The organism is Sphingomonas sp. 22R3R2A-7 (assembly GCF_036856055.1).
GTDB lineage: Bacteria > Pseudomonadota > Alphaproteobacteria > Sphingomonadales > Sphingomonadaceae > Sphingomonas.
Window position 1 is genome coordinate 679059 of record NZ_JASPFR010000001.1, and the last position, 15693, is coordinate 694751.

General features: G+C 68.8%; 13 protein-coding genes and 4 pseudogenes. All 17 read left to right on the forward strand.

Annotation, left to right across the window (positions count from 1 at the left end; genetic code table 11):
• Positions 1-83 precede the first annotated feature (83 nt).
• Positions 84-1583, forward strand: a pseudogene (locus tag QP165_RS03050) (phosphocholine-specific phospholipase C); the annotation flags it as partial.
• Positions 1584-1591: 8 nt separating this feature from the next.
• Positions 1592-1705, forward strand: a pseudogene (locus QP165_RS03055) (phospholipase domain-containing protein); the annotation flags it as partial.
• A 123-nt stretch (positions 1706-1828) separates the two neighbouring features.
• Positions 1829-2074, forward strand: a complete 246-nt coding sequence (locus QP165_RS03060) for a phospholipase domain-containing protein (protein ID WP_333993717.1) — start codon at positions 1829-1831, stop codon at positions 2072-2074.
• A 184-nt stretch (positions 2075-2258) separates the two neighbouring features.
• Positions 2259-2510: a GCG_CRPN prefix-to-repeats domain-containing protein gene (locus QP165_RS03065; RefSeq protein WP_333993718.1), complete on the forward strand. Its 252-nt coding sequence runs from the start codon at positions 2259-2261 to the stop codon at positions 2508-2510.
• 91 nt (positions 2511-2601) lie between these two features.
• Positions 2602-3036, forward strand: a complete 435-nt coding sequence (locus QP165_RS03070) for a signal transduction protein (RefSeq protein ID WP_333993719.1) — start codon at positions 2602-2604, stop codon at positions 3034-3036.
• Positions 3037-3074: 38 nt separating this feature from the next.
• The gene (locus QP165_RS03075) at positions 3075-3641 is read left to right on the forward strand and encodes an RNA polymerase sigma factor (RefSeq protein ID WP_333993721.1); all 567 of its coding nucleotides are present in this window, start codon (positions 3075-3077) and stop codon (positions 3639-3641) included.
• On the forward strand, positions 3626-4036 hold the full coding sequence (locus tag QP165_RS03080) for a hypothetical protein (protein ID WP_333993723.1): 411 nt from the start codon (positions 3626-3628) through the stop codon (positions 4034-4036). Before QP165_RS03075 ends, QP165_RS03080 begins: the two co-directional genes overlap by 16 nt.
• A gap of 2 nt (positions 4037-4038) precedes the next feature.
• Positions 4039-4485 carry a periplasmic heavy metal sensor gene (locus tag QP165_RS03085; protein ID WP_333993726.1) on the forward strand — a complete coding sequence of 149 codons (447 nt, stop codon included), beginning with the start codon at positions 4039-4041 and terminating at the stop codon, positions 4483-4485.
• Between the two features lie 77 nt (positions 4486-4562).
• Complete coding sequence (locus tag QP165_RS03090; RefSeq protein ID WP_333993728.1) at positions 4563-5972, forward strand: DUF1800 domain-containing protein; 1410 nt, start codon at positions 4563-4565, stop codon at positions 5970-5972.
• A 4-nt stretch (positions 5973-5976) separates the two neighbouring features.
• Positions 5977-7122 carry a DUF1501 domain-containing protein gene (locus QP165_RS03095; RefSeq protein ID WP_333993730.1) on the forward strand — a complete coding sequence of 382 codons (1146 nt, stop codon included), beginning with the start codon at positions 5977-5979 and terminating at the stop codon, positions 7120-7122.
• 152 nt (positions 7123-7274) lie between these two features.
• Positions 7275-7940, forward strand: coding sequence for a dihydrofolate reductase family protein (locus tag QP165_RS03100; protein WP_333993731.1), 666 nt, complete (start codon positions 7275-7277; stop codon positions 7938-7940).
• Positions 7941-8115: 175 nt separating this feature from the next.
• Positions 8116-9453 (forward strand): alpha/beta hydrolase, encoded by a 1338-nt coding sequence (locus QP165_RS03105; RefSeq protein WP_333993733.1) that lies wholly within the window; start codon positions 8116-8118, stop codon positions 9451-9453.
• Positions 9450-10988, forward strand: coding sequence for a GMC family oxidoreductase (locus tag QP165_RS03110; protein WP_333993734.1), 1539 nt, complete (start codon positions 9450-9452; stop codon positions 10986-10988). The genes QP165_RS03105 and QP165_RS03110 overlap by 4 nt, the downstream gene beginning before the upstream one ends.
• Positions 10989-10998: 10 nt before the next feature.
• Positions 10999-11802, forward strand: a complete 804-nt coding sequence (locus tag QP165_RS03115; protein ID WP_333993736.1) for an SDR family NAD(P)-dependent oxidoreductase — start codon at positions 10999-11001, stop codon at positions 11800-11802.
• A gap of 173 nt (positions 11803-11975) precedes the next feature.
• Positions 11976-12317, forward strand: a pseudogene (locus QP165_RS03120) (hypothetical protein); the annotation flags it as partial.
• A gap of 109 nt (positions 12318-12426) precedes the next feature.
• Entirely contained in the window at positions 12427-14640 is a 2214-nt protein-coding gene (locus QP165_RS03125; RefSeq protein ID WP_333993738.1) for a TonB-dependent receptor, read from the forward strand.
• 2 nt (positions 14641-14642) lie between these two features.
• A pseudogene (locus tag QP165_RS19935) lies at positions 14643-15680 on the forward strand (PepSY-associated TM helix domain-containing protein); the annotation flags it as partial.
• Positions 15681-15693 lie beyond the last annotated feature (13 nt).

Here is a 15693-nt window from a genome sequence, read left to right on the forward strand (position 1 = left end):
GCGGCGTAGGACGCTCGATACGTGCCAGCAGCAGGACATCCATGCCCAACGATCGCCGCGCCTTTCTCAAGACACTCGCTGCGATGACCGCGGCGGGCACCCTTCCCGCCTCGATCGCCAAGGCGCTGGCGCTGCCCGCGACCCGCCGCACCGGGTCGATCGCCGACGTCGAGCATGTCGTGATCCTGATGCAGGAGAATCGCTCGTTCGACCATTATTTCGGCACGTTGCGCGGCGTCCGCGGTTTCGGCGACCCACGCCCCGTCATGCTGCCGTCGGGCAAGAGCGTCTTCCACCAGCCGACTCCCGATGGCGGCGCGACCGTGCTGCCCTTCGCGATGGACAGCGTCACGACCAGCGGTCCGCTGATCAAGAGCCTCGATCACAGCTGGAAAGGCGATGCCGCCGAATGGGCCCGCTATGACAGCTGGATCAAGCACAAGACCCCGCTGACGATGGGCTATTTCGCGCGCGCGGATATCCCGTTCTATTACGCGCTGGCCGACGCCTTCACGATCGGCGACGGGTATTACGCGTCGATCCACGGGCCGACCAACCCGAACCGCATGTTCCTCTTCTCCGGCACGAGCGGGCTGAGCGTCGGCGACGCGGGCAGGCAGGCGGTCGAAAATGCGGACGACGGCAACTGGACGGGGGACGCGGCCAGCGACAAGCCCGGGTTCGCCGCTTCGGGGTGGACGACCTATGCCGAGCGTCTGCAAAGCGCGGGCGTCAGCTGGAAGCTCTATCAGGAGCACGATAATTTCGGCGACAACTCGCTCGCCTATTTCAAGGCGTTCCGCGGATTGCCGCAGGATGACGTGCTGCATCGTCGCGGTCGTGCGATCGTGCCGGGCTCCACCGCGGCAAATTCCAAGGATGGCGACATGCGCCATCTCGTCGCCGCGTTCGCTGCCGACGTCGCAGCGGGCACGCTCCCCCAGGTGTCGTGGATCGTCGCCTCCGCCAAATATTCCGAACATCCCGAGGCACCGCCCGCGTTCGGCGAGTCGCTGACGTCACGGCTGCTCGACGCACTGACCGCCAATCCCGCGGTCTGGGGCAAGACCGCGTTCATCCTCAATTACGACGAGAATGACGGATTCTTCGATCACATGCCCGCGCCACTGCCGGCAATCTCGCCGACGATGGGGTACAGCAGCATCGACACGCGCGGGGAGAGCTACCAGGGTCAGGCGGTCGGGCTTGGCGTGCGCGTCCCGTTGCTGATCGTGTCGCCCTGGACGCGGGGCGGCTGGGTCAATTCGCAGGTCTGCGACCACACCTCCGTCCTCCGTTTTCTCGAGCGCCGCTTCGGCGTCGCCGAACCCAATATCTCGCCCTGGCGTCGCGCCGTGACGGGCGACCTGACGTCGATGTTCGACTTTGCAGATCCCGATGCATCGGCGATGCGTGGGTTTCCCGACACATCGGATGCCGCGACCCGCGTTGCCGCCTCGGCGAAGCGTCCCGCGCCGACCGTGCCCACACGCCAGGCGCTGCCCCGTCAGGAGCCAGGCCAGCGTCCGGCACGCCCCTCCCCTACGCGCTGGAGGTCCACGGCGTCGACGACGGCACGTCCGGCTGGACGCTGGCGTTCGTCAATGCGGGCAGCGCCGCCGCCGTGTTCAGCGTTTACAGTAGCGACGGCAGGGCCGGCCCGTGGTTCTATACCATCGGCGCGGGCAAGACCGTCACCGGGCGCTTTGCGACCATATCAGCACTCGCGGTGCATGGCCCCAACGGCTTCCTGCGCGAATTTCGCAACCCGACCGGACCCGAGCTGCGGCTCGAACGGCGTGGCACGGGCGACGCGATCGCGCTGACGATGATCAATCATGGGGCCGGCAAATGCGAACTGACGGTGCGGGCAAACGCCTATACGCCCATGCCCGCAACGATAGTCACGCTCGAGGCCGGCGCGCGGCAAACCGTCATCTACCCGATCGCCGGCAACGACCACTGGTATGATCTCGTCGTCGAGCAAGCCGGTTCGCGATGGCAGCGGCGAATGGCCGGTCATATCGAGACGGGACGCGCGAGCCGGTCCGATCCCGGGATACTGCACAGCTGATCGCACCAGCTGAGCCTTTCCCGGGACCCTGAACCAGGACCCGGCCACCGGATCCTCACCGTGATGACGCCTGCGCGCCAGCGATCTTTTTCGCCGAGATCGCGACGGAAGCCGTGCCTGGTCGCGTTCAAAGGGAGTTCGCAGCCGCGACAGGCGGTGCGACGGATCCTTGAGGAGGAGCATGATGAGGACAATCCTGCTTGCCGCACTCGCGGCCGGGGCGGCATTGACGGTGTCGGTACCAGCCGACGCGCGCCAGGGGTGCGGCGTCGGTGCGCACCGTGGCCCCGGCGGCTATTGCCGGCCCAATCGCGGTCGCGTCGTCGTCGCACCACGCGTGGTGGTCGGACGCTATTACCACGGGCGCGGCTATTGGGATGGCCGCCGCTATTGGGGCCAACGCTATCGCTGGCACGGCGGCTGGCGCTACCGCTAGGACGAGGTCGAGCAGGGACGCCGCCAGCCGCCGTCCCTGTCGGCACCAATGACCCAATTCGCTCCGGGCCGTGTGCCGGATAGGAAAAGCCATGAAGACCATCGTTGGGATAACGGTGCGCGGCGCAGGTCTGGCGCTTGCACTGACCTCCGTCCAAGCCTGCGCGCAACCCGTCGAGCAAGCCGCCACGGCGACCCGCGCGGCACAGACCGCGCCGGCGGGTCTCACGCGACAGGCCTTCCTGAAACGCCAAGCAGAACGGCTGCTGGCACGCGATACGGATGGCGACGGGATGGTGAGCGAGGCCGAGTTTCTCGCCGCCGGTGGCAAGCAGGGGACCGCCAGACGCTTTGCGACACTGGACAAAAATGCCGACGGCCTGCTCGACACTGCCGAAATCGATGCCATGCTGACGCTTCGGTTCGCGCGGATGGACGGTAACGGCGACAATGTACTGACTGCCGAAGAGCGCGCCGCGGTGCGCGCGAGGAAGGGCAAACCCGCACGCGACGCGACCGTGTCGTGATGCGGGATCGACCGGCATGGACGTAGGGCGATACGCGGTTGAGCGATCTGGATCCCGATACGACGCTCGTCGAGCGCGTCGGCCGCGGCGAGCCGGCGGCGGCGCGGATGCTGGTTGCCGCAAAACTGCCGCGCATCCTCGGGCTCGCCACCCGCATGCTGCGCAACACGACCGAGGCCGAGGACGTCGCGCAGGAGGCGTTTGTACGCGTCTGGAAACACGCGCGGTCGTGGCAGCCGGGCCGGGCGCGCTTCGATACCTGGCTTCATGTCGTCGTGCTCAACCTGTGCCGCGACAGGCTGCGGCGGCGCCGCGAGGTCACCACCGACACGCTGCCGGAGACGATCGATCCGGCCCCCGATGCGGAAGCGACGTTGCTGGCCGCCGAGCGTGGCCGGGACGTTGCCGGCGCAATCGCCGCGCTGCCCGAGCGTCAACGCGAGGCAATCCTGCTGGTGCATTATCAGGATCTGTCCGGCACGCAGGCCGCGCTGGCGCTCGACATCAGCGTCGAAGCGCTCGAATCGCTGCTGGCGCGTGGCCGGCGGACGCTGCGCGCGCGGCTCGCCGCGCCACGAGAGGATGAGGCATGCGTGAACCAATGACCCTCGATCGCTTCCGTGCACTCGCGGATGCCTATGGCGGTGTCATCGCGCGCTGGCCCGAGGATCAGCGGGACGCCGCGATGCGGATCGCGGCAAACCCCGAGGCGGTGACGATCCTGCAGGAGGCATTGGCGGTCGATACGATGCTCGACGCGTGGAGCGTTCCCGCGCCGGCATCGTCGCTGTCCGACCGGATCGCCGGCCACCGGGACATGCCGCGCCGGAACCCCGCCGGACGCGTTCGCTGGTGGTGGTCCGGGATCGGCATCGCGGCGGCGCTCGCGGGTGCGGCGTCGGGTACCGCGGCGGTCGCGACGGTCGCGACGGTGTCTTCTGGCGATGCGCCGCAGGAAAACGTCACGTCGTTCGGTGCCGTCGATCCACAGGAAGGATGACCATGAACACGCTTCGTATCGCGATCCTCGTCTCGGTCGTGCTCAACCTGTTCCTGGCGGCGGCGCTGGTCGCGGGCTTCGTCTCGCTGCGGACGGGGGGCGGGATGATCAACGCCGGGTCGCTCAGGATCGCAGGCGCCGAATTGCCCGAATCCGAGCGCCGGCCATTCCGGATGGCGTTGCGCGAGGCGCGTCGCGCGATGCGGCCGACGATCGTGCAGGCGCGCACCGCGAAGGCCGAGGCCGCGCTGTTGCTGCGCCAGCCGGTGCTCGACCAGGCGGCAGTCGTCGCCGCGCTCGACCGCGCGCGGGCCGGCGACATGGCGGTGCGTGCGGCGGTCGAGCGTCGCGCGGTCGCCTTCGCTGCGACGCTGACCCAGTCGGACCGCGCGAAGCTCGCCGACGCGATGCAACGCCGCGCCGGTCGCGTGCCCCCGTCCCGCAACTGACGCCGCGCTAATGACGCCGCGCCGGAAAGCGGCCCCACGCGCGTTGAAGTCACTGGTACATCATTGAGGTACGAGCATTGCCTGTCCAACCCGCCTTCCGATCGCCCGCCGCGATCGCGCTGAACCGCTTCGGTCTGGGCGCGCGCGCGCGCGACCTTCCGCCCGCCGATCCTAGCCGCTGGCTGGTCGATCAGTTCGACCGGTTCGAGGTTCGCCCCGCGGGGTTCGCCGCGCTCGACGATGCCGGGAAAGCGGTGCAGCGCTATCAGGCCGGGCAGCAGGCGATCCGCCGCGCTGCCCGGCAGGATGTCGGCGTCGATCGGAAGCCCGATCTCAAGGCGGGGCGCCAGGATTTTCGCCAGGACATGCAGGCGCTCTATCGCGCGGGCGTCCAGGCCCGCACCGACAGCGCGCTCGCGACCGAGGCGCCGTTCGTCGAGCGCATGGTGCATTTCTGGTCGAACCATTTCTGCATCTCGGCCGACAATCCGCAGACGACCGCCTATGCCGCCGCATTCGAGCGTGACGCGATACGGCCGCACGTGCTCGGCCGCTTCGCCGATATGGCGCTGGCCGCCGAACGGCATCCGGCAATGCTCATCTACCTGAACCAGATCCAGTCCATCGGTCCCGAAAGCGCGGCCGCCGCACGCAACCCCGACCGCAAGCGCGGCCTGAACGAGAATCTGGCGCGCGAGATCATGGAGCTTCATACGCTTGGCGTCCGGTCGGGCTATACGCAGGGCGACGTCACCGAATTCGCGCGCGCGTTGACGGGCTGGACCGTCGACGGGCTGGGCGCGGGACGCGATGCGGACGGCGACGCGAACCAGTTCGCGTTCAAACCCGCACGGCATGAGCCGGGCACCCGCACGATCCTCGGCAAAGCCTATCCGCAGGACGGCGAGGCGCAGGCGCGCGCGGCGCTGACGGACTTCGCGCGGACCCCCGCGACCGCGACGCACGTCGCGACCAAGCTCGCCCGCCATTTCGCCGGCGACGCACCACCACCCGCGATGATCGCGCGGCTCGCGGCAAGTTTCACGCGCAGCAAGGGCGATTTGCCGACGCTCTACCGCACGCTGATCGCGTCGCCCGAGGCGTGGGTCGCGCGCCCCACCAAGTTCAAGACGCCGTGGGAATGGACGATCTCGTCGTTGCGCGGGCTCGGTCGCCGGCAGGCTGGGCAGATGCAGATGGCCGCGCTGCAGATCCAGCTCGGCCAGCGTGTCTGGAAACCCGGCACGCCCGCCGGGTGGGACGACGTCGCCGCAAGCTGGGCCGGATCGGACGCGCTGCTGCGCCGCGTCGAGATCGCGCAGCGTCTGGCCGCGCCGCTCGGCGATACGATCGACGCGCGCACGCTCGCGCCCAGGATCATGCCCGCATCGCTGGGCGCCGCGACCGCAGAACAGATCGCGCGTGCCGAAAGCCCGACCAGCGCGCTGGCGCTGGTGCTGGTCTCACCCGATTTCCTGAGGAGATGATCCGATGATCGCCCGTCGCAGTTTCCTGTCCACCGCCGCGATCGGCGCGGGCGCGCTGTTCGTCGCACCCGGGCTCGCGCTCGCCACCGTGCCGACCGACCGCCGGTTCGTCTTCATCATCCAGCGCGGCGCGGCGGACGGCCTCGACATCCTCCGCCCGACGGGCGATCCAGCCTTCGCAGGCCTTCGCGGGGACCTGATCGGAGATGACGCGGGAACTAGGCTGGATAACATGTTCTCACTGCATCCGGCGCTCGCCGAGGTCGGCCGGATGTATGGGCAGGGCCAGGCGCTGTTCGTCCACGCGGTTGCCTCGCCTTACCGCGACCGGTCGCATTTCGATGGCCAGAACGTGCTCGAAACGGGTGGCGCGCAGCCCTATGTCATGCGTGACGGCTGGCTCAACCGGCTGGTCACGATGCTCCCGCGATCGAGCGACGAGGCGATCGCAATCGCGCCCATGGTGCCGACCGCGCTGCGCGGTTCCGTCCAGGTCGCGTCGTTCGCGCCGTCCGCGCTGCCGCATGCGGCGGACGACCTCATGACGCGCGTGACCGCGCTCTACGCCGACGATCCGCAACTCCACACCGCCTGGGCCGCCGCGCTCGAGACGAAGGGCCTTGCGACCGGTGCGAACAGCGGACAGGACCCCGCGAGCCTTGGCCGCCTCACCGCCGGTTTCCTGACCAAGCCGAACGGCCCGCGGATCGCGATGCTCGAAACGCTCGGATGGGACACGCACACCGCGCAGAAAGGCCGGCTGGCAAACCAGCTCAGGAACCTCGACGCGATGCTCGCCGCGCTGCGCGACGGGTTAGGCCCGGTCTGGGCGAATACGACGGTGCTCGTCGCGACCGAGTTCGGCCGCACCGTGGCGGTCAACGGGACCGGCGGGACGGACCATGGCACGGGATCGGTGGCGATGCTGGTCGGCGGCGCGGTCAAGGGCGGCCGCGTGATTGCGGACTGGCCGGGGTTGGCGCCCGCGAACCTCTACGAAGCGCGCGACCTGCGCCCGACGGGTGCGCTCGACTCGCTGATCGCCGGTGCCGCCGCGGAAAGTCTTGCGCTCGATCCCGAGCGGGTCGGGCGTGGCCTGTTCGCGCAGGCGACACGCGATCGCCCGATGACGGGTCTGCTCCGCATCTGAGCCATGACAGGCAGCATGCCGGTAGCGCGGACGCTCGCCACGCGAGGAGACGCTGGTTCAGGCCCTGCGGAACGGCAATTCGGCGCTTGCGCCGCGACGGTTTCGCGCGGAAAACGTCACGCAGCATGGCATCCACCGAAAGGATCTGATCGATGCGTAAGCTGACCGGCGCGGCGTTCGTATCGCTTGACGGCGTGATGCAGGCCCCCGGAGGACCGACCGAAGACCCGACGGGCGGCTTCGACCTGGGCGGCTGGGTGTTCGGCGTCGGCGACGACGTGATCGACCCGGTGCTGGGCGGGCTGTTCGAACCGCCGTACGCGCTGCTCCTCGGCCGGCGGACCTACGACATCTTCGCGGCCTATTGGCCGTTCGTCGAGGGCGAGATGGCCGATATGGGGGACGCGTTCACCGCGGCCGACAAGCATGTCGTGACGGACAGCGATCAGCCGCTCGAGTGGGCGAACAGCCATCGTCTCGACGGCATCGCCGCGATCGGCGCGCTGAAGCTAAGCGACGGTCCCGACCTGCTGATCCAGGGATCATCGACGCTGTACCCGCCGCTGCTGGCGGCCGGGCTGATCGATGAACTGGTGCTCATGACCTTCCCCGTCGTGCTCGGCACCGGCAAGCGGCTGTTCGGCGACGGCACGCCGCCGGGGACGCTGCGCCTGATCGACCAGCAGGTCGGCGCGAAGGGCGTGATCGTCACGCGCTGGGCACCGGCCGGGCCGGTCGCGATCGGCCCCCACCCGCATCCCAGCACCAGCGCGGCGGAAGCCGAACGCCAGCGCCGAATGACCGAGGGACGCTGGTAGTCCCGTCGCGGCCCCGCACTTCTCGGCACGGGCTTCCACCTTTGCGCTGGCCCCGCGCAAACGGACGGTAAATTGATTCAGATCACCCTGACCGGTTCGAGCCAAGGAACGGACCGGTGTCTGCATCGTCCGGCAGGGGATAGAATCGCGAGGTTACATGCCCGGACCAACTTTGGTGTTCTTACACGCGCTTGGCGCCAGCGCCCGGGAATGGCGGCAGGTCGTCGACGCGTTGCCCGACAATGACTGCGTTGCCCTGGACCTGCCGGGGTTAGGTGGCGCCGCGGATGCAGGTCACGCCGACGTAGAGACGCTGACGGACTGGCTCGCGGACGAGATCCGCTCGCGCGACCTCACCGCGTGCGTGCTCGTCGGACATAGCATGGGCGGCAAGGTCGTCACGCTTGTGGCAGCGCGCGCCGCAGCGGGGGAGATCGGCTTGTCGGGCGTCCTCGGCGTGGTGCTGGTTGCGGCATCACCCCCTGCCCCCGAACCGATGGATGAGGATCGCCGCGCGGAGATGATCGGTTGGTTCGCCGACGGGCAGATTGCGCGCGAAGACGCAGCGACCTTCGTCGATGCCAACACGGCGACGCCGCTCACGGGATCGTTTCGCGAACAGGCGATCGACGACGTGCTGCACTCGAGCCGTGACGCCTGGGTCGGCTGGCTCGAACGCGGCAGCCGCGAGGACTGGAGTGCCGATGCGGGGCGGATATCGATCCCCGCGCTGATCCTCGCGGGCGCCGAAGACGGCGATCTCGGTGAGGACGCGCAGCGCCGGCTCAACCTGCCGCATTTTGCCACCGCCGTGGTGAAGACGGTCGAGGGGGCGGCGCACCTCATCCCCTACGAACAGCCGCAGCGTCTCGCCGCGCTGATCCGCGATCACGCGACCGCGGTCGCGCACGCGATGTTGCCGCAGGATTTTGCCCGGCTGCTCGGGTCCGATCGCGTCAGCCACCGGACGCGCGGCGTGATGCTCGACCGGATGCGTCCCCCGCCGCCGCGCGCTGCGATCTGGACGGACGAGCACAGCACGACCGTTGCGGCGCTCGTCGCGCAGATCCTGCCCGATTGCGGCGCCGACCGCGACTTGGCGGATCGGATCCTTGCCGGCATCGCCGAGGGCACCGGCGACGGCTGGCGCTTCGCTGCCCTGCCGCCCGATGCCGACGCATGGGTACGCGGGCTCGCGACGCTGAACGCAGCCACCGGCGACTTTTCCATGCTCGCGCCTCAGGCCCAGAGCGAATGGCTGGACCGGATCGCGAGCGGCGTTGTCGGCATCGAGGATGACGAAGCGCATCTTTCCCCCGCACAGATGACACTCTGGTTCGAAGACGTGCGTGCCGAGACGGTCCGCGTCTGGATGTCGTTGCCGGCAACGATGGCGGCGATCGGCTATGACGGCTTTGCGGTCGGCGGCGATGGTCGGCGCAAGCAGGGCTATACCCGCACCAGTGCCGGTGATCGGGAAGCATGGCAGCCCTCGGCGGAGCGTCGGTCTTGAGGACGCCACGCCATGCCGCAACGGATGTCGTCGATGCGGTCGTGATCGGCACGGGTGCCGGAGGCGCACCGCTTGCCGCGCGTCTTGCACAAGCGGGGCTGTCGGTCGTGGCGCTGGAGGCCGGCCGTGCGTTCCGGCCCGAAGAGCATGTCGCCGACGAGGTCGCGGCCGACATCTACTGGATGGAGGAACGACTGAGCGGCGGATCGACGCCCACCGCGTTCGGATCGAACAATTCGGGTATGGGCGTCGGTGGCTCGACGTTGCACTGGGGGGCGTTCTGCCCGCGTCCCGATGCGCGCGACCTGCAACTGAAGACCCTGACCGGCGAAGGCGCCGACTGGCCGATCGCGCATGCCGAACTCGTCCGCTACATCGAGGAGGTGGAGCAGGACACCGGCGTATCGGGGCCAGCGGACTATCCCTGGGATCCCGTACGCCGCTATGCCTATCCCCCCGTCGCGCGCAACGCGTCGGCCGATGCGATGGCGCGCGGCTGCGCAGCGGTCGGGATCACCGCGACCGATGCCCCCGCCGCGCTGGTCTCGCGCGACCGGGATCAGCCGCACTGGGGACAGCGGCAAGCTTGCGTCAACTGCGGGACCTGCCACCAGGGCTGCCGCAACGCCGCCAAGACGAGCATGGACACGACCTATCTGCCGGTCGCGGTGGCGCATGGGGCCGAGATCCGGGCCGGCGCGCGCGTGGTGTCATTCGCGTTCGACGGCAGCGGCCGGATCAATGCGGTCGTGTATCATCAGGATGGCCAGGAGCATCGCCAGCGCTGCTCCGCCGTTTTCCTGTGCGCGGGCGGTGTGGAGACACCGCGCCTGTTGCTGAACCTCGGCATCGCCAATTCGAGTGGTCAGGTCGGGCGCAACTTCATGGCGCATGTCGCGACGCAGGTCTGGGGCCGGTTCGACGCCGAGATGCGGATGAACCGCGGCTATCCCTCGTCGCTGATCAGCGAGGACATGATGCGACCCGGCGATGCCGGCTGCGCGGGGGGCTATCTGATCCAGAGCCTCGGCGTGCTGCCCGTCAATCTCGCCACCGGGCTGGCACGCGGCGCGGGTCTCTGGGGCGAACGGCTGCAGACGATCCTTCGCGGCTACAACCGGATGGCCGGGATCGGCATCAACGGCGAGTGCCTGCCGCATGCCGACAACCGGTTGACGCTTGCCGACGAGGTCGACGGCTTCGGTCACCGCAAGGCGCGGATCGACTTCAGCTATCATGCCAACGAGCAGGCGATCGATCGCCACGCGCGGCGCACGCTCACCGACATCTGGGCGGCGGCGGGGGCGCAGGACATCTTCGCGGTCGATCGCTCGGCGCATACCATCGGCACCTGCCGCATGGGGCATGACGGCAACGAGGCGGTGGTCGATCCCGACGGCCGCAGCTTCGACGTTCCCAATCTGCTGATATGCGACAACTCCGTCTTCCCGAGCGCGCTGGCGGCCAACCCCGCGCTGACGATCATGGCGTTGTCGCTGCGCACCGCCGACCGTTTTCTCGCATCGCGTTTCTGAGGAGATCATCATGGATTTGGGTATCAAGGGTCGTATCGCACTGATCAGCGGCGCGGATTCGGGGATGGGCAAGGAGACGGCACGACTGCTGCTCGAGGCGGGCGTGCGCGTCGCGATCACCGACCAGCCGGGCGGTACGCTCGACGATGCACTGGCCGAACTGTCGCCGCTCGGCGAGGTCGTCGCGGTGACGGGCGACGTGACCAGCATCGATGATGTCCGCGCGATCTGGGCGGAGGTTCGCGAGCGGCTGGGCGCCCCCGATATCTACGTCAACGCGGCAGGCGTGACAGGTGCCACAGGCGATTTCCTCGACGTCGACGATGCCGGCTGGCAGCAGACGCTCGACATCAATCTGATGGGCGCGGTGCGCATGTGCCGCGAGGCGATCCCGGCGATGCGCGACAGCGGCTGGGGCCGGATCGTGCTGTTCGCCTCCGAGGATGCGGTTCAGCCTTATGTCGACGAACTGGCCTATTGCGCGTCGAAGGCCGGGATCCTCAGCCTCGCGAAAGGTCTGTCCAAGGCCTATGGCGGCGACAATGTCCTCGTGAACACCGTCTCGCCCGCGTTCATCGCGACGCCGATGACCGACAAGATGATGCGCAAGCGCGCCGACGAGCGCGGCGAAAGCTTCGATGCGGCGATCGACAGCTTCCTCGAGGAGGAACGTCCCGGCATGGTGCTCAAGCGCCGGGGACGGGCCGAGGAGGTCGCCGCCGCCGTCGCATTCCTGTGCTCGGAGCGCGCCAGCTTCATCAACGGCGCGGGCATACGGGTCGATTCCGGGTCGGTGTTCACGATCGCCGGATGACCCGGATGCAGTGAGATTAACGCATCGGCAGACCGGCGCGGCGATCCGCTGATTACGGCGCGCGTCGGTGGCCGGGCGGTAGGGCGGAATGTCCGGGTGACACGCCGCTCCCGCCCCGGTACTTGCCCGGCGTGCAGGCCATTCGCCACCTTCTCGCGCAACGCCATCTGGCCGTGCTGCTGTGCGTGGCGACGCTGTTGCTCAAGGTGCTGGTACCCACCGGCTACATGGTCGCGAGCGTTCACGGCCGGATCGCCATCACGCTCTGTCCGGGCGCGGGACCGGTCACGATGAGCGATATGCCCGGAATGCACGGGGATATGCCCGATCACGGCAAGGCGGGCGATCACGGCAAGGCCGAGATGCCGTGCGCCTTCTCCGGCCTCTCGGCCGCCGTGACCAACGCGATCGACCCGGTCCAGCTTGCCAGCCTGATCGCCTTCATCCTCGCCGTCGGCGTGGTTGCGACGCGCGTGCCCGCGCCCGCAAGACCGGCCTTTCTACGCCCGCCGTTGCGCGCGCCCCCGCTTACCTCTGACCCGTCATCCCGCGCCGTTCCCGTCGGCGCGTTCGTGAATTGCGGCCTGCGCCATCGTCGGCACCGGGCCGGCCAGAGGTATTCCCATGCTCCGATCCTATTTGCTGACAGGCGCGGCCGTGCCCTGTCTGGCGCTCGCCGTTCCGGTCAGCGCACAGAGGCGCGACATCGCCGTCGACCGCACCGACGCGACGATCGTCGTCACCGGCCAGCGCGACCCTCTCAAGCTCGACGACCAGGCGCAGGCGGGCAGTCGCCTCGGCCTTTCGATCCGCGAAACACCGGCGAGCGTCGAGGTGCTGACACAGGACGACCTGCAGATCCGCGGTCTCCGTACCGCGCGCGAGGCGTTCAACGACGTGGTGGGTGCTATCGCCGGCAACGTGCCGGGCAATCCGGCGGTCGTCAGCCTGCGCGGCTTCGCGGGCAACACCGTGTCGATCCTTCAGGACGGGGTGCGGGTTTCGGCGTCGACCGTCGTCCAGCGCGACAGCAACACTTGGCATTATGACCGGGTCGAGGTGCTGAAGGGGCCGGCGTCCGTCCTCTATGGCGAGGGCGCTTTGGCCGGGGTCGTCAACAAGGTGACGCGCAAGCCGGTGCTGGGCGAACGCCACCTCGATACGCTGCTCTCGGTCGGCAGCTTCGCCACGGTCTTTGCCGCGGGCGGGGTCAACCTGCCGCTATCCTCCACGATCGCGGTGCGCGCGGACGCCAGCTACCAGCGATCGGACAGCCTCTATGACGTCGACAACAACGACACGCTTTCGGCCGGACTGACCGCGAGCGCTTTGTGGCGGCCGAGCGACCGGCTTTCGCTGCTGGTCGCGGTCGATCATTTCGAGGATCGCTATGACGCGACCTATCAGGGCCTGCCGCTGATCCCGGGCCAATATGCCCTGCGCCCTACCGACGCCGTCACGTCGGCGACGGGGCTGGTCGCAGATCGCGCGCTGCGACGGCGCAACTATAACCCGCAGGGCGCCTATTCAGGCGCGAACGAGACGACGATCCGCTCGCGCCTCGACTGGACAATCGCCGGCGGATGGAGCGTTGCGCTCGACCTGACGGGCTACACCGCCGACCGTGCGTTCCTGCTCGCGGACAGCCAGAGCTTCGTCGCGCCGACTGCGGCGTTCCCGCATGGCAGCTTCCGTCAGACCTATCAGGACTTCCGGCACGATCACCGGTTCTGGAACGCGCGCGGCGTCGTGGGTAACGACAGCCGTATCGCCGGTCTGCACAACCGCGTCAGCCTCGGGATCGAGCATAACGATACCGATTTCGTCAGCCTGCGACAGACCGCGGCGGCCGCAGCGCTGCCGGCGGTGGACGTCCGAAACCCGGCGATCGTCCCCCTGCCCAGCGGAACGGCGATCTTCACCGCGGGCAACGTCACGTTCGACTCCGGGCTGAAGCAGAGCTCGGTGTTCGTGGAGGACGCGCTGAACCTGACACCCAAATGGCTGCTGGTCGGCGGGCTGCGCTGGGATCACATGGCGCTCGATCGCGCGACGACACAGAATGCGACCGGTGCAGTCGATCGAAACAGCCCGACCTTCGATCCCGTGTCGTGGCGGGCGGGAACGACGTGGGACGTGACGCCGGGGGTGACGCTCTACGCACAATACACGACGGCCGTATCGCCGGTGTCGTCGATCCTGCTGGCATCGATCGCCAACAGCCGGTTCCGGTTGACCACGGGCCGTGCCTATGAGGCCGGGTTCAAGGCGAGCACATGGGGCGGACGGGCGAGCGTCACGGGTGCGGCCTACCGTATCGCGCAACGCGATATCCTGACGCGCGACCCCGCCAACCCGGCGCTCGCCGTACAGGGTGGCCGGCAATCCTCTCAGGGTGTCGAGCTGTCCGGTGTCGTCGCGCCCGTACCGGCGCTGCGGCTGTCGGGCGGCGTGTCCTACACCGACGCGCGTTATGACGAACTGTCCGAACTCGTGGCGGGCGTGCGGATCGACCGCAGTGGCAACCGCCCGATCAACATCCCCTCGACCACGGTCAACGCGTCGGCGCTCTACACGATCGCGCGCAGTGTCACGCTCGGCGGTTTCCTGCGTCACGCCGGTGCGTTCTACACCGATACCGCGAACACGATCCGGGTGGCCGGGCATAGCGTGCTGGACGCCAGCGTGTCGTTCCCGGTCGCGCCGCACGCGACGCTGACGCTGCGCGGGCGGAACCTGACGGACGCGTTCTACGGCGAGTATTCCGGCTACCCGACGACCAACGTCTATATCGGCGCGCCGCGATCGTTCGAAGTCGCACTCGCGACACGGTTTTGAGCATGGCGGGGCATCGCCGATCCGCCGCATCACGCGCGCGCATCCTCGTGCGTCGTCTTCATCTCTGGCTGGGCCTGAGCCTCGGCCTGCTGTTCGTCGTGCTCGGGCTGACGGGGTCGGCGCTGGTCTTCTACACCGGCATCGACGCAGCGCTGCATCCAGCGATCCAGGCGCGGCAGAACGATCCCGCGCCAGCCATGACCTCGCCTGCATGGGATCGCGCGCTGGCAACCGGGCGCGCCCGCTGGCACGATGCGCAGGGCAAGTGGACGTTCGAAGTGACGCGCGAGAGCGGCGCGATCCAGGCCCGCTATTATCCGGCGCCCGGGCATCACGCCGACCGGACGATGGTCTGGTTCTCGGGCGACGGCACGCACATCCTCCGCGCCGAACAATGGGGCGGCTACCTCATGACCTGGCTCTACGAGCTTCACATGCAGCTACTCGCCGGTGACGTCGGCGGTCAGGTGGTCGGATGGTCGGGTGTCGTCCTGCTGCTGCTGCTGATCAGCGGTGTCGTCGCATGGTGGCCGCGCGGAAGTTGGCGCAAGGCGCTCGCGTTCAAGCGCGACGCCGCCCCGATCCGCCGGCTGCGCGACGTGCACAAGCTGTCCGCGCTCTGGAGCATGCCCTTGCTGTTCGTGTTGGTCGCGACCGGCGTGCTGCTCGCGCTGCCATCGGTCACGCAGACGCTGTTGCACCCAGCCCCCATCCCCGCACCGAAGCCACCGGACGGTGGCGCAGGCCGGACCACGATCGTGCAGGCGTTCCGGCTGGCGCAGCGCGCGTTGCCCGGCGGTCGCATCGTCTTCGTCGACATGCCGACCGCCCCGGATTCGCCGATCCGGGTGCGTCTCCAGATGCCCGGCGACCCCCACCCCAGGTTCCCCGGCAGCTATGTCTTCCTCGATCAGCCCACCGGCCGGGTGCTCGCGGTGCATGATGTCCGGCGAGGCGGCACCGGTTCGGTCGTCGCGCGCTGGATCCGTACGTTGCACGATGGAACGGTCGGGGGTTTGGCGACGCGCGTTCTCGCGGTCGTGCTGGGCTTCG

Bases quoted from the DNA above. Each gene is read 5' to 3' on its own strand.
- QP165_RS03060 (WP_333993717.1), top strand. From the start codon at position 1,829: ATGATCAATCATGGGGCCGGCAAATGCGAACTGACGGTGCGGGCAAAC.
- QP165_RS03080 (WP_333993723.1), top strand. From the start codon at position 3,626: ATGCGTGAACCAATGACCCTCGATCGCTTCCGTGCACTCGCGGATGCC.
- QP165_RS03115 (WP_333993736.1), top strand. From the start codon at position 10,999: ATGGATTTGGGTATCAAGGGTCGTATCGCACTGATCAGCGGCGCGGAT.
- QP165_RS03095 (WP_333993730.1), top strand. From the start codon at position 5,977: ATGATCGCCCGTCGCAGTTTCCTGTCCACCGCCGCGATCGGCGCGGGC.
- QP165_RS03100 (WP_333993731.1), top strand. From the start codon at position 7,275: ATGCGTAAGCTGACCGGCGCGGCGTTCGTATCGCTTGACGGCGTGATG.
- QP165_RS03070 (WP_333993719.1), top strand. From the start codon at position 2,602: ATGAAGACCATCGTTGGGATAACGGTGCGCGGCGCAGGTCTGGCGCTT.
- QP165_RS03065 (WP_333993718.1), top strand. From the start codon at position 2,259: ATGAGGACAATCCTGCTTGCCGCACTCGCGGCCGGGGCGGCATTGACG.
- QP165_RS03085 (WP_333993726.1), top strand. From the start codon at position 4,039: ATGAACACGCTTCGTATCGCGATCCTCGTCTCGGTCGTGCTCAACCTG.
- QP165_RS03125 (WP_333993738.1), top strand. From the start codon at position 12,427: ATGCTCCGATCCTATTTGCTGACAGGCGCGGCCGTGCCCTGTCTGGCG.